Source organism: Streptomyces sp. NPDC014861 (genome assembly GCF_043081625.1).
Lineage (GTDB): Bacteria > Actinomycetota > Actinomycetes > Streptomycetales > Streptomycetaceae > Streptomyces.
The window spans coordinates 120,252-138,192 of the sequence record NZ_JBIBWV010000020.1 but is presented as its reverse complement, the minus strand read 5'-3'; the positions used below and the strand labels follow the sequence as shown (position 1 = coordinate 138,192).

10 protein-coding genes, 1 tRNA gene and 1 rRNA gene are annotated in these 17,941 nt (G+C 71.6%); 11 read left to right on the top strand and 1 reads right to left on the bottom strand.

Annotation, left to right across the window (positions count from 1 at the left end; genetic code table 11):
• Both rrf and ACF1BN_RS29445 read left to right on the top strand, forming a co-directional pair.
• Window positions 1-93 (top strand): 5S ribosomal RNA (gene rrf, locus ACF1BN_RS29450); the annotation flags it as partial.
• A 5-nt stretch (window positions 94-98) separates the two neighbouring features.
• A tRNA-Thr gene (locus tag ACF1BN_RS29445) sits at window positions 99-171 on the top strand.
• Window positions 172-281: 110 nt separating this feature from the next.
• On the opposite strand, the gene ACF1BN_RS29440 is transcribed toward ACF1BN_RS29445, so the two are convergent.
• Window positions 282-2,927, bottom strand: coding sequence for a SpoIIE family protein phosphatase (locus ACF1BN_RS29440; RefSeq protein ID WP_392334628.1), 2,646 nt, complete (start codon window positions 2,925-2,927; stop codon window positions 282-284).
• A gap of 268 nt (window positions 2,928-3,195) precedes the next feature.
• Here ACF1BN_RS29440 and ACF1BN_RS29435 point away from each other — a divergent pair, with 268 nt between their 5' ends.
• The 9 genes from ACF1BN_RS29435 (at window position 3,196) to ACF1BN_RS29395 (ending at window position 17,720) form a co-directional block, all read left to right on the top strand.
• Window positions 3,196-8,712 carry a HAMP domain-containing protein gene (locus tag ACF1BN_RS29435; protein ID WP_392334627.1) on the top strand — a complete coding sequence of 1,839 codons (5,517 nt, stop codon included), beginning with the start codon at window positions 3,196-3,198 and terminating at the stop codon, window positions 8,710-8,712.
• Between the two features lie 300 nt (window positions 8,713-9,012).
• Window positions 9,013-9,687, top strand: coding sequence for a two-component system response regulator (locus ACF1BN_RS29430; protein WP_392334626.1), 675 nt, complete (start codon window positions 9,013-9,015; stop codon window positions 9,685-9,687).
• A gap of 156 nt (window positions 9,688-9,843) precedes the next feature.
• Window positions 9,844-12,663, top strand: coding sequence for a DNA translocase FtsK (locus tag ACF1BN_RS29425; RefSeq protein WP_392334625.1), 2,820 nt, complete (start codon window positions 9,844-9,846; stop codon window positions 12,661-12,663).
• Between the two features lie 253 nt (window positions 12,664-12,916).
• A complete protein-coding gene (locus ACF1BN_RS29420) occupies window positions 12,917-13,738 on the top strand; it encodes a helix-turn-helix domain-containing protein (RefSeq protein ID WP_392334624.1) in 822 nt (273 codons plus the stop codon).
• 122 nt (window positions 13,739-13,860) lie between these two features.
• The gene (gene rimO / locus ACF1BN_RS29415) at window positions 13,861-15,384 is read left to right on the top strand and encodes a 30S ribosomal protein S12 methylthiotransferase RimO (RefSeq protein ID WP_392334623.1); all 1,524 of its coding nucleotides are present in this window, start codon (window positions 13,861-13,863) and stop codon (window positions 15,382-15,384) included.
• A complete protein-coding gene (gene pgsA / locus ACF1BN_RS29410; protein WP_392334622.1) occupies window positions 15,381-16,055 on the top strand; it encodes a CDP-diacylglycerol--glycerol-3-phosphate 3-phosphatidyltransferase in 675 nt (224 codons plus the stop codon). The genes rimO and pgsA overlap by 4 nt, the downstream gene beginning before the upstream one ends.
• Window positions 16,052-16,576: a CinA family protein gene (locus ACF1BN_RS29405; protein ID WP_392334621.1), complete on the top strand. Its 525-nt coding sequence runs from the start codon at window positions 16,052-16,054 to the stop codon at window positions 16,574-16,576. The genes pgsA and ACF1BN_RS29405 overlap by 4 nt, the downstream gene beginning before the upstream one ends.
• A gap of 109 nt (window positions 16,577-16,685) precedes the next feature.
• Window positions 16,686-17,069 carry a helix-turn-helix domain-containing protein gene (locus ACF1BN_RS29400; protein ID WP_392334620.1) on the top strand — a complete coding sequence of 128 codons (384 nt, stop codon included), beginning with the start codon at window positions 16,686-16,688 and terminating at the stop codon, window positions 17,067-17,069.
• A 180-nt stretch (window positions 17,070-17,249) separates the two neighbouring features.
• Window positions 17,250-17,720 carry a Dps family protein gene (locus tag ACF1BN_RS29395; RefSeq protein ID WP_392334619.1) on the top strand — a complete coding sequence of 157 codons (471 nt, stop codon included), beginning with the start codon at window positions 17,250-17,252 and terminating at the stop codon, window positions 17,718-17,720.
• The last annotated feature ends 221 nt before the right edge of the window (window positions 17,721-17,941 follow it).

Below are 17,941 nucleotides of genomic sequence, written 5' to 3'. Positions count from 1 at the left end.
ACGCCCGGTTACATTCCGAACCCGGAAGCTAAGCCTTTCAGCGCCGATGGTACTGCAGGGGGGACCCTGTGGGAGAGTAGGACACCGCCGAACAACCCGCCCTTTTAGCTCAGTCGGTAGAGCGTCTCCATGGTAAGGAGAAGGTCAACGGTTCGATTCCGTTAAAGGGCTCAGAGAAAGAAGGCCCCCGCCTTGTGGCGGGGGCCTTCTTGCGTTTCCGGGGAATTGAGGGGAGAGGCGGGGCCGGCACCTCCTGGTGGAGGCGCCGGCCCCGTCCGGTGTCAGCTCGGGTCCGGCTCCCGCAGGCGCATCGTCAGGATGGCCATGTCGTCGGACGCGGGGGCGTGGGCGAAGCGCTCCACGGCGCGGAGGATACGCCCGCCGACCGCACCGGCCGTCAGGCCCGTACAGGTCGCGAGGGCGTCGGCGAGGCCGTCGTCGCCCAGCATGCGGGTGCCCTCACGGCGCTCGGTCACGCCGTCCGTGACACAGAGGAGCACGTCACCCGGATCGAGCGTGAAGGTCTCCTCGTACAGCTCCAGGTCCTCCATCACACCCAGCAGTGGCTGGGGCTCCGCGGCCGGGCTGACCGTGCCGTCGGGACGGAGGCGGAGCGGGAGCGGATGTCCGGCGCAGACCACCTTCAGGAGCGCCGAGCCGTCCGGCTGGGGGCGGAGCTCGCCGTACAGGAGGGTCAGGAAGCGACTGCGGGCGCCCTCGTCGAGGATGGCCGCGTTCAGTCGCTCCAGGACGGCCGGGCCGCCGAAGCCCTCACGGGCCAGCAGGCGCAGGGCGTGGCGGGCCAGGCCCGTGACGGCCGCGGCCTCCGGGCCCGTGCCGCAGACGTCGCCGATGGCGAAGCCGTACACGTCGTCCCGGATGGGGAAGACGTCGTAGAAGTCTCCTCCCACCTCGTTGCCCTCGCCGGCCGCGCGGTAGATGACGTCCACCTCGACACCCGGGATCTTGGGGAGGTCGGGCGGGAGGAGGCTGCGCTGGAGGGACTGGCTGATGGCGTTGCGCTCCGAGTACAGGCGCGCGTTGTCCAGGGCCAGGGCGGCCCGGCGCGAGAGGTCCTCGGCGAGCTCCAGGATCTCCTGGCGGAAGTGGTCCTCGGCCGGGCGGCCCAGGGTGAGCATGCCGATCACCCTGTTGCGGGCGACCAGGGGCAGGACCACCGTCTCGCCGGCCACCGCGCCGGCCGTGGCGAGGGCGGTGTCGATGCCGGAGGAGAGCGGGCTGCCCAGGTGCTCCAGCTCGCGGGCCGACGCGGTCAGCGCGGCGCGGTGGGCGGCGTCGCCCGGGGCCGTCCAGAGCCGTGCACCGGGGGACGGCACCGGATCGGGCGGGGCGATGGAGAGGAGCAGGGCCTTCAGGCCGTCGATGCGGTCCTCGTCCTCGTGGAGCACGTACGACAGGTACGGATCCGAGGTCGGGTCGGCGATCGTGTAGACCGCGCACCAGGTGGCCAGGGTCGGGACCGTCATCTGGGCCATCAGCGCCAGCGTCTGGTCGCGGTCGAGGGTGCCGGCCAGCAGGTCGGAGGCCTCGACGAGGAAGCTGAGGGAGCCGCGGCGGAGCCGCTCCAGCTCGCCCAGGCGGGCCGACTCGACGGCCAGGGCGATCCGGTCGGCGGCGAACTGGAGACGGAGTGCCTCCTCGTTCGAGTAGCGGTTCGAGGCCTCCGCGGCGACGCCGAGGGAGCCGGTGAGACGGCCCTCGACCTTCAGCGGGACGGTGACGACCGAGCGCATGCCGGTGCCTTCGAGGAGCGGCACGGCGCCGGGGACGGCGGCCAGGTCCTCGTGGACGGCGGGCATGCGGGCGGAGCCGTAGCGGCTGGCGCCCGTCTCCACCGGGACGCGGGCGAAGCGCTGGCGGGCCGCCGGGAGGCCGGTCGTCGCGCGGACCTCCAGCTCGGTCTCGTCGTCGGTGGCCAGCAGGAGGAAGGCGGCGTCGCCGTCGAGCATGTCCCGGGCCCGCTCCACCGTGCGCTGGAGCAGACCGTCCAGGTCGTCGGGGGCGGGGGAGCCGATGAAGACCTCGAAGGGGTCCGTGGCGCGGCTCTCCGCACCGGAATCGGCCGCCGGACGCTGCGGGGTCTGGAGGACCGCCCGCTCGTCCTCCCGGACCAGGAGGCAGACCGTGGACGGCTCGCCGGCCGCGTCGCGGACCCGCAGGTGGGAGGCGTACACGGGGATGACGCGGCCGTCGGCGCGGCGGAGTCCGTAACTGCCCTCCCAGCGGGAGTGGCGGAGGGCCTCGGCGAGGCCGGTGCCGATGCCGGGGGTGTGGGGCCAGGCGGCGAGGTCGCCGAGCGGCTTGCCGACGACGTGCTCGGAGGCGTACCCGAAGAGCTCCTCGGCGTCCTCGTTCCAGGAGGTGATCGAGCCGGCCTGGTCGATCTGGACGACGGCGACACGGACGCGGCTGTCGGCGACCGGGAGCAGGGCGTCGGGCAGGACCGGCCCGGCCGAGCGGGTGCCGACCGGGCGCTGGGGGAGGTCGAGGTGGAACCAGACGTGCTTGCGGGTGGGGGAGTAGTCGACGCCCCAGCGGTCGGCGAGGGCGGCGCACAGGAGCAGGCCGCGGCCGTTCTCCCGGTCCGGGCTCGCGATGCCGCGGCCGCTCTGGACCGGGATCTCGCGCTCCGGGTAGCGGTCGGCCACCTCGATGCGGACACTGTCCTCGGAGCGCAGGCACAGGACGTCGGCGGCGGTGCCGGCGTGCACCACGGCGTTGGTGACCAGCTCGCTGGTGAGGACGACGGCGTCGTCCACCAGCTCCGGGTGGCCCCAGCCCTGGAGGGTGTCCCGGACGAAGGCCCGGGCGGCGGCGACGGACCGTCCGACGGGGTCGAAGGTGGCAGTCGCCCGCGCGGTGATCACAGCACTCCTCGTACGCGTCTCGACGCCCGGCTCTGCCATGCTCGGTCTGCCCCTCCCACTGCCCGGTGGTCGTCCACGCTCCACACCGCCCCCGCCGGGCGGACCGGGGCGGCTGGACAGCCGGATGCCAGGTTACTTACCTTCGCCGTCCCCGCGGATGCCGGTCTCCGCTGTTTCCGCCCTCACGGGGTGGGGACGTTGTGCGAAGCTGCCGAACTGTTATCGCCTGGTTCGGTCGCGGTGAAACACTGGGCATGCTTGGGCGGGAGCCGAAGCGGAACGGTCGACCCCTTTCGGGAGGGACACGGTGGACTCTGGCACGGCGGCGCGACGCGGCGGCGGCAGCGGCACGCGCGCGAGGGGCGGTCGTTCCCGTGGGGGGACGGTACAGGTGGACGCGGCCGCGCTGGAGCGGCTGCTGTCCGCGCTCGTGTCCATGCGCGACGGCAATCTGCGGAGGCGGCTGACCGTCTCCGGCGACGGGGTGATGGCCGAGATCGCGGCCGTCTTCAACGAGGTCGCCGACCGGCAGATGCACGTGACCGGCGAGCTGTCGCGGGTGCGGCGGGTGGTCGGGCGTGAGGGCAAGCTGTCCGAGCGGCTGGAGGCGGGGACCACCGAGGGCGCCTGGGCGGCGGCGATCGAGGCGGCCAACGCGCTCGTCGACGATCTCGCGCGGCCGGTGTCCGAGGTGAGCCGGGTGCTGACGGCGGTCGCCGAGGGCGACCTCGAACAGCGGATGGACTTGCGTTCGGAGGGTTCGGACGGGACGGTCCGGCCGCTGCGCGGGGAGTTCCTGAAGGTCGCGCGTACCGTCAACCACCTCGTCGACCAGCTGTCGGTGTTCGCCTCCGAGGTGACCCGGGTCGCCGTCGAGGTGGGCACGGAGGGCATCCTCGGCGGGCAGGCGCACGTGCGGGGCGTGTCCGGGTCGTGGAAGGACCTCACGGACTCCGTCAACACGATGGCGAACCAGCTGACGGCGCAGGTGCGGGACATCGCGCTGGTGACGACGGCGGTGGCCAACGGCGACCTGTCGCAGAAGGTCACGGCGAACGTGGCCGGCGAGATGCTGTCGCTGAAGAACACCGTGAACACGATGGTGGACCAGCTGTCGTCGTTCTCGTCCGAGGTGACCCGGGTGGCCCGTGAGGTGGGCACCGAGGGCGAGCTCGGCGGTCAGGCCGAGGTCGCCGGGGTGGCCGGCGTGTGGAAGGACCTCACCGACTCCGTCAACACGATGGCCGGCAACCTCACCAGCCAGGTGCGAGGGATCGCGGAGGTGACGACGGCGGTCGCCAACGGCGACCTGTCGCAGAAGGTCACCGTGAGCGCGCGCGGTGAGATCGCCCAACTCGCCGACACCATCAACCAGATGACCGAGACCCTGCGGACCTTCGCCGACGAGGTGACCCGGGTGTCGGGCGAGGTCGGCGCGGAGGGTCTGCTCGGCGGTCAGGCACAGGTGCCGGGCGCGGCGGGCACCTGGAAGGACCTGACCGACTCGGTCAACACGGTCTTCCGGAACATCACCACACAGGTGCGGGACATCGCGCAGGTGACGACGGCGGTGGCCAACGGCGACCTGTCGCAGAAGGTCACCGTGGACGTCGCCGGCGAGATGCTGGAGCTGAAGAACACCGTCAATACGATGGTGGACCAGCTGTCGGCGTTCGGTTCCGAGGTGACCCGGGTGGCCCGGGAGGTCGGTGTCGAGGGCCGCCTCGGCGGACAGGCCCAGGTGCAGGGCGCGGCCGGCACCTGGAAGGACCTCACCGACTCGGTGAACACCGCCTTCCGGAACCTGACCGGTCAGGTGCGGGACATCGCGCAGGTGACGACGGCGGTGGCGAACGGCGACCTGTCGCAGAAGGTCACGGTCGACGTCGCCGGCGAGATGCTGGAGCTGAAGAACACCGTCAACACGATGGTGTCGCAGCTGTCGTCCTTCGCCGACCAGGTCACGCGGATGGCCCGGGACGTGGGCACCGAGGGCCGGCTGGGCGGTCAGGCGCGGGTGGACGGGGTCTCCGGGCGCTGGCGCGAGCTGACCGACTCGGTGAACTTCATGGCGGGCAACCTGACCTCACAGGTGCGGCAGATCGCGCAGGTGACGACGGCCGTGGCGCGCGGTGACCTGTCGCAGAAGATCGACGTCGACGCCCGGGGCGAGATCCTGGAGCTGAAGAACACCATCAACACGATGGTGGACCAGCTGTCGGCCTTCGCGGACCAGGTGACCCGGGTGGCCCGCGAGGTGGGCACCGACGGCCGGCTGGGCGGTCAGGCGCAGGTGCCGGGCGTCGCCGGTGTGTGGCGGGACCTGACCGACTCGGTGAACGGCATGGCCGGGAACCTGACGGCCCAGGTGCGGAACATCGCGCAGGTCGCCACGGCGGTCGCCCGGGGCGACCTGTCGCAGACCATCGACGTGGACGCCCGGGGCGAGATCCTGGAGCTGAAGAACACCCTCAACACGATGGTGGACCAGCTGTCCTCCTTCGCCGACCAGGTGACCAGGGTCGCCCGCGAGGTGGGTACGGAGGGCATCCTGGGCGGCCAGGCCGAGGTGCAGGGGGTCTCCGGCACCTGGAAGGACCTGACCCAGTCGGTGAACTTCATGGCGAACAACCTGACCTTCCAGGTCCGGAACATCGCCGAGGTCACCACCGCGGTCGCCCGCGGCGACCTGTCGAAGAAGATCACCGTCGACGCCAAGGGCGAGATCCTGGAGCTCGTCACCACCGTCAACACGATGGTGGACCAGCTGTCGAACTTCGCCGACGAGGTGACCCGGGTGGCCCGCGAGGTGGGCACCGAGGGCATCCTCGGCGGGCAGGCCCGGGTGCGCGGGGTGACCGGCATCTGGAAGGACCTGAGCGACAACGTCAACCTGATGGCCAACAACCTGACGAGCCAGGTGCGGAACATCGCGCGCGTCTCCTCGGCGGTCGCCAACGGCGATCTGACGAAGAAGGTCACGGTCGAGGCCCGCGGCGAGGTCGCCGAGCTCGCCGAGACCGTCAACACGATGGTGACGACCCTGTCCGCGTTCGCCGACGAGGTGACCCGGGTGGCCCGCGAGGTGGGCACCGACGGCATCCTCGGCGGGCAGGCCCGGGTGCCCGGCGGGTCCGGCACCTGGAAGGACCTCACCGACTCGGTGAACAGCATGGCCGACAACCTGACCGGTCAGGTGCGGCAGATCGCGGCGGTCACCACCGCCATCGCCAAGGGCGACCTCACCCGCAAGATCGACATCGACGCCCGGGGCGAGATCCAGGAGCTGAAGAACACCATCAACACGATGGTCGACCAGCTCTCCAACTTCGCCGAGGAGGTCACCCGCGTCGCCCGCGAGGTGGGCACCGACGGGCAGCTCGGCGGTCAGGCCCGGGTCCGTGACGTGGAGGGCACCTGGAGCGACCTGACCCTCTCCGTGAACGAGATGGCCGGGAACCTCACCCGGCAGGTGCGGGCCATCGCGGCCGTCGCCACCGCGGTCACCCGCGGCGACCTCAACGTCAAGATCGACGGCGTGGACGCGGCCGGGGAGATCCAGGCGCTGCAGGACAACATCAACACGATGATCGCCAACCTGCGCGACACCACCCTCGCCAACGACGAGCAGGACTGGCTCAAGTCCAACCTGGCCCGCATCTCCGGACTGATGCAGGGCCGCCGGGACCTCGACGACGTCGCCTCGCTGATCATGAGCGAGCTGACGCCGGTGGTCTCCGCGCAGCACGGCGCCTTCTTCGTGGCGACCCCGATCGGTGCCGCCAACCACGACGCCGAACTCGTCGGCGAGGGCGGCGGCTCGTACGAGCTGCGCATGCGGGGGAGCTACGGATACTCCGCCGGCTCCATGCCGACCTCCTTCCGCCCCGGCGAGACCCTCATCGGGACGGCGGCCGAGGAGAAGCGGACCATCCAGGTCAACGTGCCGCCGGGCTACCTCAAGATCTCGTCCGGGCTCGGCGAGGCCTCGCCCGCGCACGTGATCGTGCTGCCCGTGCTCTTCGAGGGGAAGGTCCTCGGCGTCATCGAGCTGGCCTCCTTCCAGCCGTTCGCGCAGATCCAGCGGGACTTCCTCAACCAGATCGCCGAACTGATCGCGACCACGGTCAACACCATCAGCGTCAACACCAAGACCGAGGTGCTGCTCCAGCAGTCGCAGGAGCTGACCGAGCAGCTGAAGGAGCGGTCGGCGGAGCTGGAGCACCGGCAGAAGGAGCTGCAGAACTCCAACGCCGAGCTGGAGGACAAGGCCGAGCTGCTGGCCCGTCAGAACCGGGACATCGAGGTCAAGAACACCGAGATCGAGGAGGCCCGGCAGGTCCTGGAGGAGCGCGCCGAACAGCTCGCGGTCTCCATGCGCTACAAGTCGGAGTTCCTCGCCAACATGTCGCACGAGCTGCGCACCCCGCTCAACTCGCTGCTCATCCTGGCCAAGCTGCTCGCGGACAACGCGGAGACCAACCTCACACCGAAGCAGGTCGAGTTCGCCGAGACCATCCACGGCGCCGGCTCCGACCTGCTCCAGCTGATCAACGACATCCTCGACCTGTCGAAGGTCGAGGCGGGCAAGATGGACGTGTCCCCGACGAGGATCGCCCTCGTCCAGCTCGTCGACTACGTGGAGGCGACCTTCCGGCCGCTCACCGCGGAGAAGGGCCTGGACTTCTCGGTCCGCGTCTCGCCCGAGCTGCCCGCCACGCTCCACACCGACGAGCAGCGGCTCCTCCAGGTGCTGCGGAACCTGTTGTCGAACGCGGTGAAGTTCACCGACTCCGGCGCGGTCGAGCTGGTGATCCGGCCGGCCGGCGCCGACGTGCCGCAGTCCATCCGGGAGCAGCTCCTGGAGGCCGGTTCGCTGCGGGACGCCGACGCCGACCTGATCGCCTTCTCGGTCACCGACACCGGCATCGGCATCGCGGCCAGCAAGATGCGGGTCATCTTCGAGGCCTTCAAGCAGGCCGACGGCACCACCAGCCGCAAGTACGGCGGTACGGGCCTCGGGCTGTCCATCAGCCGGGAGATCGCCCGGCTGCTCGGCGGCGAGATCTTCGCGGTGAGCGAGCCCGGCCGGGGCTCCACCTTCACCCTGTACCTGCCGCTGAACCCGACCGAGGTGCCGCCGCACGGGTACGGGCAGGGCGAGACGGACGACCCGGAGCCGGAGGCCGAGGCGGGACCGGGCGGGTACGCCTTCCCGCACTTCCCGCCCGCTCCCGCACGGGGCGACGGGCGGCCGGGCACCGGGGCGCTCTTCCGCCACCGGCGCAAGGCCGGGCCCGCGGCACAGACGCCGGACCCGGCGGGTGCGGGCGGCGCCCGGGGCGCGGTGCCCGGGCAGCCGGGTCCGCAGGTGCCGCCGGACACCCTCGCGGAGACCGCCGCCGCCGAGCCGGAGGAGCCCCCGGCGCCGCGCCGCACGTACTCCTTCTCCGGTGAGAAGGTCCTGATCGTCGACGACGACATCCGCAACGTCTTCGCTCTCACCAGCGTGCTGGAGCAGCACGGGCTCGCGGTGCTGTACGCGGAGAACGGGCGGGAGGGGATCGAGGTCCTGGAGCAGAACGACGACGTGACGGTCGTTCTGATGGACATCATGATGCCGGAGATGGACGGGTACGCGACGACGACCGCGATCCGGCGGATGCCGCAGTTCGCGGGGCTGCCGATCATCGCGCTCACCGCGAAGGCGATGAAGGGCGACCGGGAGAAGGCGATCGAGTCGGGCGCCTCCGACTACGTCACCAAGCCGGTCGACCCGGACTACCTGCTCTCCGTCATGGAGCAGTGGATGAGCGGCGCGTGACGGGTCGCCGCGCGGTGCCGGACCCGCGGGAGTCCGGTACCGCGCGGCGTGCGCCCGCCGTCCGCGTGTGAGACCTTCCGGGACGGGGAACCTTCTGGACCCGCGCCCCGTTTCCGAACTGTGCACAGTGACATCACGGTGACAGGGTGTGGCGACGTGCGGGGTGCGGCTACGATGACCGGCACAAGGACGGACGGCGCCAGGAAGCCGTCCTCCGGGGCGGCGCCCGGTGCTTCCCCCGGTTCCGGCAGCGGTTCCGGGATCCGGGTCGAGCCGTTGCCGGGACGAGGAGGACAGGGCATGGTGCAGAAGGCCAAGATCCTCCTGGTCGATGACCGGCCGGAGAATCTGCTGGCGCTGGAGGCCATTCTCTCCGCGCTCGATCAGACGCTGGTGCGGGCATCGTCCGGGGAGGAAGCGCTCAAGGCGCTGCTGACGGACGACTTCGCGGTCATCCTGCTCGACGTCCAGATGCCCGGTATGGACGGATTCGAGACCGCCGCGCACATCAAGCGCCGCGAGCGGACCCGGGACATCCCGATCATCTTCCTGACGGCGATCAACCACGGGCCGCACCACACCTTCCGCGGGTACGCGGCGGGCGCGGTCGACTACATCTCCAAGCCCTTCGACCCGTGGGTGCTGCGGGCGAAGGTCTCGGTCTTCGTCGAGCTCTACATGAAGAACTGCAAGCTCCGCGAGCAGGCGTCGCTGCTGCGGCTGCAGTTGGAGGGTGGTGGCGAGGGCGGCCAGGGCAAGGAGGCCGCCGGGCTGCTCGCGGAGCTGTCCGCCCGGCTCGCCGCCGTCGAGGAGCAGGCCGAGGCGCTGTCCAAGCAGCTCGACGACGAGTCCGCCGACGCGGCGGCCGTCGCCACCGCCGCCCACCTGGAGCGCAAGCTCACCGGGCTGCGGAGGGCGCTCGACGCGCTGGAGCCCGGGACCGGCGGAGCGCCCTCGCTGCCCGCGCAGGGCTGAGGGCCCGGCCGATCCCGCAGGCGACCTGGGCGCCCGCCGGGTGCCTCCCCGACGGGCGGCCGGGGCGGGTGACCGGCCGTCAGCTCCGCGCCGGGGCAAGGGCGACACGTTCGGGTGAGGCGGACAGCCCGGCCGCTCACCGGTAACCTCAGCACCATGGCTTCACGTACGTCCGGCAAGGGTACTCAGGGCACCGCGGCGTCGCGCGCCGGCCGGACGACGGGCGCCGCGAAGAAGGCGGCGGCCAAGTCCACGGCGAAGTCCCCGGGCAAGCCGCCCGCGAAGAAGGCGGCGGCCAGGAAGGCCGCGCCCGCCAAGCGGGCTCCCGCGAGGAAGGCCGCGGCGAAGCGGCCCGCGCCCAAGCCGGCGCCGTCCCCGACCGGGGGCGTGTACAAGGTGGCGCGCGGCGCCGCGCACGGCGTCGGCGCGATGTTCCGGGGGATAGGGCGCGGCGCCAAGGGGCTCGACCCGGCCCACCGCAAGGACGGGCTCGCCCTGCTGCTGCTCGCCGCCTCGCTGATCGTCGCCGCCGGCACCTGGTCCCACCTGGAGAACCCGGTCGGCGACCTCGTCGAGATGCTGGTCACCGGTGCCTTCGGCCGGCTCGACCTGCTGGTCCCGCTGCTGCTGGGCGCCATCTCCTTCCGGCTCTTCTGCTATCCGGAGCGGCCCGAGGCCAACGGACGGATCGTCATCGGGCTCTCCGCCCTCGTCATCGGCGTCCTCGGCCAGGTCCACATCGCCTGCGGTTCGCCCGGCCGGGACGCCGGCTCCGAGGCGATGCAGGACGCGGGCGGGCTGATCGGCTGGGCCTCGTCCCAGCCGCTGGTCTTCATGACGGGGGAGGCGCTGGCGGTGCCCCTCCTGGTGCTGCTCACCCTCTTCGGGCTGCTCGTCGTCACCGCCACGCCGGTCAACGCGATCCCGCAGCGGCTGCGCGCGCTCGGCGTCCGGCTCGGTCTCGTCGAACCCGTGGAGGAGGAGACCGCCGAGGAGTACGAGGGCAGGGAGGCGTACGAGGACGACTGGCAGGAGGCGCCGCCGCGCGCCGCCCGCCCGGTCCGGCGCCGTACCGGCGGCCCGGCCGACCCCTACGACGTGGACCGGGCCGAGGCGGAGGCGCTGGAGCGGCGCGGGCGCGGCTCCCGGTCCCGTACGGCGGCCGGCCAGGACCATGGCATGGACCCGGTCGACGTGGCCGCCGCGGCGGCCGCCGCGCTGGACGGGGCGGTGCTGAACGGGATGCCGCCTTCGCCACTGGTCGCCGACCTGACCCGGGACGTGGCCGCCGAGCGGGCCGCGGCACTCGGCGAGGGGGCCGGCGGGGCGACGGACGAGGCGACCGGGTCCGTACCGCCCAGGCCGAAGTCGCCGCCGAACGTGCCGACGGCGCGGGGCGGGGAGAAGCGTGCGGCGGGCGGGTCCGTACCGGATCTGACCAAGCCGGCGCCGGAGCCGACGGATCTGCCGGCCCGTGCCGAGCAGCTCCAGCTCTCCGGGGACATCACCTACGCGCTGCCGTCCCTGGACCTCCTGGAGCGGGGCGGGCCGGGCAAGACCCGCTCGGCCGCGAACGACGCCGTGGTCGACGCGCTGTCGAACGTCTTCACCGAGTTCAAGGTGGACGCGGCCGTCACCGGCTTCACCCGGGGGCCGACGGTCACCCGCTACGAGGTCGAGCTCGGGCCGGCCGTGAAGGTCGAGAAGATCACCGCGCTGACGAAGAACATCGCCTACGCGGTGGCCTCGCCGGACGTGCGGATCATCTCGCCGATCCCCGGCAAGTCCGCCGTCGGCATCGAGATCCCGAACAGCGACCGGGAGATGGTCAACCTCGGGGACGTGCTGCGGCTCGCGGACGCGGCCGGGGACGAGCACCCGATGCTGGTGGCGCTCGGCAAGGACGTCGAGGGCGGCTACGTGATGGCCAACCTGGCGAAGATGCCGCACGTGCTGGTGGCCGGCGCGACCGGCTCCGGCAAGTCGTCCTGCATCAACTGCCTCATCACCTCCGTGATGATAAGGGCGACCCCGGAGGACGTCCGGATGGTGCTCGTCGACCCCAAGCGGGTCGAGCTCACCGCCTACGAGGGCATCCCGCACCTGATCACCCCGATCATCACCAACCCCAAGCGGGCCGCGGAGGCCCTCCAGTGGGTGGTGCGCGAGATGGACCTGCGCTACGACGACCTGGCCGCCTTCGGCTTCCGGCACATCGACGACTTCAACCAGGCCATCCGCGACGGCAAGGTGCAGCTGCCGCCCGGCAGCGAGCGCGAGCTCAAGACCTACCCGTACCTCCTGGTGATCGTCGACGAGCTCGCGGACCTGATGATGGTCGCCCCCCGGGACGTCGAGGACGCCATCGTCCGCATCACCCAGCTGGCCCGCGCGGCCGGCATCCATCTGGTGCTCGCCACCCAGCGCCCGTCGGTGGACGTCGTCACCGGTCTGATCAAGGCGAACGTGCCCTCCCGGCTCGCCTTCGCCACCTCCTCGCTCGCCGACAGCCGGGTCATCCTCGACCAGCCCGGCGCCGAGAAGCTCATCGGCAAGGGCGACGGCCTCTTCCTGCCGATGGGCGCCAACAAGCCGACCCGCATGCAGGGGGCCTTCGTCACCGAGGCCGAGGTCGCGGCCGTGGTGCAGCACTGCAAGGACCAGATGACGCCCGTCTTCCGGGACGACGTCACGGTCGGCACCAAGCAGAAGAAGGAGATCGACGAGGAGATCGGCGACGACCTCGACCTGCTGTGCCAGGCGGCGGAGCTGGTCGTCTCGACGCAGTTCGGCTCGACCTCGATGCTCCAGCGGAAGCTGCGGGTGGGCTTCGCCAAGGCCGGGCGGCTGATGGACCTGATGGAGTCGCGGAACATCGTCGGCCCGAGCGAGGGCTCCAAGGCGAGGGACGTCCTCGTCAAGCCGGACGAGCTGGACGGGGTGCTCGCCGTGATCCGCGGCGAGTCGGAGGAGTGACCGGGCGGGAGGAGTGGGGCGGCCGGGGCGGGGTACCCGTTCGAGACCTGGCCGAGACTCACTCGTAAGGGAACCGGGGGCAACCGTTTCCCCTGGCCGTACGTCAAGTTGGACGGAGGGACAGAAGGATGTCCCATCCTCGCGAAGTACAACCTCATGGCGTACAAACCGCACCCGCCCGGTTGCCCCACCCTTTCGTACCACCCATAGACTGAACGTCCAGCAGGTGGTTACACGCTCGAAAGGCGCTCTCGTGTCCATCGGCAACTCCCCCGAAGACGACCGGACGTTCCCGTCAGACGACCGGGAACCGATCGGTCGCACCCTCCAGCAGGCCCGCATCGCCGCCGGCCTCAGCGTCGAAGAGGTCAGCGCCTCCACCCGTGTCCGGATCCCGATCGTGCACGGCATCGAGGAGGACGACTTCTCGCGCTGCGGCGGCGACGTCTACGCGCGCGGCCACATCCGCACGCTCGCGCGTGCCGTCGGGCTCGATCCGGCGCCGCTGATCGAGCAGTACGACGCCGAGCACGGTGGCCGTCCCTCGCCCACCCCCGCCGCCCCGCTCTTCGAGGCGGAACGCATCCGCCCCGAGCCCCGGCGGCCCAACTGGACCGCGGCCATGGTGGCGGCGATCGTCGCCGTCGTCGGCTTCGTCGGCTTCACGATGTTCAACGGCGCCGAGGAGCCGAAGGGGACCACGGCCGCCGAGGGCGGACCCGCCCCCGCCCCCGAGAAGGCCTCCTCCACGGCCAAGCCGAAGCCGGTGAAGCCCGCCCCGAAGCCGTCCGAGAGCGCCATCGCGGCGGTCCCGGCCGACAAGGTCACCATCCGGCTCAGCGCCGACGGCAAGAGCTGGATCTCGGCCAAGGCGTCCGACGGCAAGATGATCTTCGACGGCTTCCTCCAGGAGGGCGACACGAAGACCTTCCAGGACGACGAGCAGGTCGACCTCGTCCTCGGCAACGCCGGCGCGATCGAGCTGTATGTGAACGGCAGGAAGGTCTCGGAGAAGTTCGAGGACGGCCAGGTGGAGCGCCTCAGCTACACCAAGGGCGACCCCACCGCCGGCTGAGGCCGGTGCGACGGGCGCGTCCGGTGTGACCCCCGTGTCACCGGCGCGTCCGGTGTGACCTCCGTCGCGCAGGTGAACCCTGGGCGACGGGGTCACGTCCGGGACGAAGTAGTCTTGAGCCCATGCCCGAACGCCGTACCGTCGCCCTTGTCACTCTCGGCTGCGCCCGTAACGAGGTGGACTCGGAGGAGCTCGCAGGCCGCTTGGCAGCGGACGGCTGGGAGCTCGTCGAGAACGCCGAGGAAGCGGACGTAGCCGTCGTCAACACCTGCGGCTTCGTCGAAGCCGCCAAGAAGGACTCCGTCGACGCCCTCCTCGAAGCCAATGATCTGAAGGACCACGGCCGCACCCAGGCCGTCGTCGCCGTCGGCTGCATGGCCGAGCGCTACGGCAAGGAGCTGGCCGAGGCCCTCCCCGAGGCCGACGGCGTGCTCGGCTTCGACGACTACGCCGACATCTCCAACCGCCTCCAGACCATCCTCAACGGCGGCAGTGTCGAGGCGCACACCCCGCGTGACCGGCGCAAGCTCCTTCCGCTCTCCCCGGTCGACCGCCAGCAGGCCGCCGCCGACGTCGCCCTCCCGGGCCACGGAGCCGCCGAGGAGCCGCAGAACGTCCCGGGCGACCTGCCCGAGGGCCTGGCGCCCGCCTCCGGCCCGCGCGCCCCGCTCCGCCGCCGGCTCGACCGCAGCCCCGTCGCCTCCGTGAAGCTGGCCTCCGGCTGCGACCGCCGCTGCTCCTTCTGCGCCATCCCGTCCTTCCGCGGCAGCTTCGTCTCCCGCCGCCCCTCGGACGTGCTCAACGAGACCCGCTGGCTCGCCGAGCAGGGCGTCAAGGAGATCATGCTGGTCTCCGAGAACAACACCTCGTACGGCAAGGACCTCGGCGACATCCGCCTCCTGGAGGGCCTGCTCCCCGAGCTCGCCGCCGTCGACGGCATCGAGCGCGTCCGGGTCAGCTACCTCCAGCCGGCCGAGATGCGCCCCGGCCTGATCGACGTGCTCACCTCCACCGACAAGGTCGTGCCCTACTTCGACCTGTCCTTCCAGCACAGCGCCCCGGACGTGCTGCGCGCCATGCGCCGCTTCGGGGACACCGACCGCTTCCTCGACCTGCTCGCCACCATCCGCGAGAAGGCCCCGACGGCCGGCGCCCGCTCCAACTTCATCGTCGGCTTCCCGGGCGAGACCGAGGCCGACTTCGCCGAGCTGGAACGCTTCATCACCCACGCCCGCCTCGACGCCATCGGCGTCTTCGGCTACTCCGACGAGGACGGCACCGAGGCCGCCACGTACGAGCACAAGCTCGACCAGGAGGTCGTGGACGCGCGGCTCGCCCACCTCTCCCGGCTCGCCGAGGAGCTCACCGCCCAGCGCGCGGAGGAGCGGATCGGCGAGATGCTGGAGGTACTGGTCGAGACCGAGGACGAGGAGGACGGCTGGATCGGCCGCGCCGCGCACCAGGCCCCGGAGACGGACGGGCAGGTCTACCTCGTCGACGGTGGTGGCGTGGGCCTCGACCTGGCCCCGGGCCGTATGGTCAGGGCGAAGGTCGTGAGCACCGAGGGCGTCGACCTCGTGGCGGAGTGCGCCGAGCTGCTGGGGAGCGACCCCCAGACCCCCGTTGTCGAGGAGGTGGGCAGATGACCGGAGTCCCGGCATCCGCGACGGGCGGGACCGGAAGGCCCGCGCCCCGCGGCAAGCTGGGCGCGGCGGCCGTGAACCCCGTCAGCGTGTGGAACATCGCCAACATCCTCACCATGATCCGGCTCGTCCTCGTGCCGGCCTTCGTGGTGCTGCTCCTCCAGGACGGCGGGCACGACCCCGCCTGGCGGGCCTGGGCGTGGGCCGCGTTCGCCGTCGCCATGATCACGGACGTCTTCGACGGACATCTGGCCCGTACGTACAACCTGGTCACCGACTTCGGGAAGATCGCCGACCCCATCGCCGACAAGGCGATCATGGCGGCCGGCCTGATCTCCCTGTCGGCTCTGGGCGACCTGCCCTGGTGGGTGACGGCGGTGATCCTGGCGCGTGAGCTGGGGATCACGCTGATGCGCTTCTGGGTGATCCGGCACGGGGTCATCCCGGCCAGCCGCGGCGGCAAGATGAAGACGCTCGCCCAGGGCACGGCGGTCGGCATGTACGTGCTGATGCTCACCGGCCCGCTGGCGACGCTCCGCTTCTGGGTGATGACGGTGGCGGTCGTGCTGACCGTCGTCACCGGCCTGGATTATGTGCGACAGGCGGTCGTCCTGAGGCGGCAGGGGCTCGCCGCCGAGCGGGCCGCCGCCCGCGCGGAGGCGTCGGCGCGATGAGCGCGGCGGCCGCCCGGGTCCTCGGTCTGCTCGCGGAGCGGGGCCAGACGCTGGCCGCCGCCGAGTCGCTGACCGGGGGCCTGGTGGCCGCGGAGCTGACCGAGGTGCCGGGAGCTTCGCGGAGTTTCCTCGGCTCGGTGACGGCGTACGCGACGCCCCTCAAGCACGCGCTGCTGGGGGTGGAGGCCGGCCTGCTGAATGAGCGCGGGGCGGTGGATCCCGAGGTCGCGGTGCAGATGGCACGGGGTGTACGGGACCGGCTGGGCGCCGACTGGGGCATGGCGACGACCGGGGTCGCGGGGCCCGAGCCGCAGGACGGGCAGCCTGTCGGGACCGTCTACGTGGCGGTCGCCGGACCCGCCACGACAGGCGCCGCGGCGGGGAAAGTGGTGTCGTTGAGATTGAACGGCGACCGCGCGGACATTCGTAGAGAGAGTGTGCGGAGCGTACTGGAACTGCTCCACGGGGAACTCTCGGGAAATGCGCGGGCACAGGATACGGAACAGAACGGGGGGAATTGATGTTTGCAGCCCTGAGTGAACACGACATCGCTCCCCGCACGGCCGCGGCGCGAGGCGGTACGGTGGGGCGTGAAGGATGCGGCTACGCGGTCCGAGGAGGGAGCCACCGATGATTCTGCTCCGTCGCCTGCTGGGTGACGTGCTGCGTCGGCAGCGCCAGCGCCAGGGCCGTACTCTGCGCGAAGTCTCCTCGTCCGCCCGAGTCTCGCTCGGCTATCTCTCCGAGGTGGAGCGGGGGCAGAAGGAGGCTTCCTCCGAACTGCTCTCCGCGATCTGCGACGCGCTGGACGTACGGATGTCCGAGCTCATGCGCGAAGTGAGCGACGAGCTGTCACTGGCCGAACTGGCCGAGTCGGCGGCTTCGAGCGGACCGGTGCCGACACCGGTCCGTCCGATGCTCAATTCGGTGTCGGTGACGTCGGTGGCCGGTGTGCCCACCGAGCGGGTGACCATCAAGGCGCCCGCGGAGGCCGTGGACGTCGTCGCCGCCTGATTCCGAACGGGTCGAAGCCCCGGTCGGTGCCCCCTGTGGGGCGCCCGTCGGGGCTTCGTCGTGTCGACAGACCCGCGCGCGGGGCCTTTCGTTCGAAGCGTAGGGCCTTTTGTTTGAGATGTCGGATTCCGGACAGGCGTGCCATGGTGGGGGATACGTACGACTGGTTGGAGAGTCCGCATGTCTGTCGTGAAGAGCCCGCTGTCCGACGCCGACCTCAAGACGGTCGGCGGCGCCCTCCAGGGAGCACTCGTCGACCTCGTCGACCTGGCGCTGGTCGCCAAGCAGGTGCACTGGAACGTGGTCGGACCGCGCTTCCGCTCCGTCCATCTGCAGCTCGACGAGGTGGTGGACACCGCTCGGCTGCACTCCGACACGGTGGCCGAGCGGGCCTCCGCGCTCGGGGTCAACCCGGACGGACGGGCCGCGACGGTGGCCTCCGACAGCGCCATCGGTACCGTGCCGGAGGGGTGGATCAAGGACGCCGAGGCGGTGAAGATCCTGGTGGCCTCGCTGGGCGCGGTCATCACCCGGATGCGGGAGCGCGTGGACGCCACCGGCGAGCCCGACCCGGTCAGCCAGGACATCCTGATCTCGCTCACGGCCGACCTCGAGAAGCATTCGTGGATGTTCCAGGCCGAGAGCGCCTAGGCGGCCGGCATGGCGATACGCGAGGCCGGGGGCGAGAAGGTCTGCGGGGTGCACGGGGGCGGCTCGGCGAACGGGCGGTCCTCCGCCCCCCGCGGGGCCGGTCCCGAGGGCGCGCGGTGTTCCGCGCGCGGGGGCGTCCGCCGGATCGTGCGCGGAGTGCGCGCCGGGACTGACACCGGTGCGCCCTCCCGCCGGGTGATCCCGCCGGTCTAGCGTCGAGC

What these genes read in the sequence shown, in the direction of transcription:
- ACF1BN_RS29430 (WP_392334626.1), top strand. Translation starts at nt 9,013, where the DNA reads ATGGTGCAGAAGGCCAAGATCCTCCTGGTCGATGACCGGCCGGAGAAT.
- pgsA (WP_392334622.1), top strand. Translation starts at nt 15,381, where the DNA reads ATGACCGGAGTCCCGGCATCCGCGACGGGCGGGACCGGAAGGCCCGCG.
- ACF1BN_RS29440 (WP_392334628.1), bottom strand. Translation starts at nt 2,927, where the DNA reads ATGGCAGAGCCGGGCGTCGAGACGCGTACGAGGAGTGCTGTGATCACC.
- ACF1BN_RS29425 (WP_392334625.1), top strand. Translation starts at nt 9,844, where the DNA reads ATGGCTTCACGTACGTCCGGCAAGGGTACTCAGGGCACCGCGGCGTCG.
- rimO (WP_392334623.1), top strand. Translation starts at nt 13,861, where the DNA reads ATGCCCGAACGCCGTACCGTCGCCCTTGTCACTCTCGGCTGCGCCCGT.
- ACF1BN_RS29400 (WP_392334620.1), top strand. Translation starts at nt 16,686, where the DNA reads ATGATTCTGCTCCGTCGCCTGCTGGGTGACGTGCTGCGTCGGCAGCGC.
- ACF1BN_RS29395 (WP_392334619.1), top strand. Translation starts at nt 17,250, where the DNA reads ATGTCTGTCGTGAAGAGCCCGCTGTCCGACGCCGACCTCAAGACGGTC.
- ACF1BN_RS29405 (WP_392334621.1), top strand. Translation starts at nt 16,052, where the DNA reads ATGAGCGCGGCGGCCGCCCGGGTCCTCGGTCTGCTCGCGGAGCGGGGC.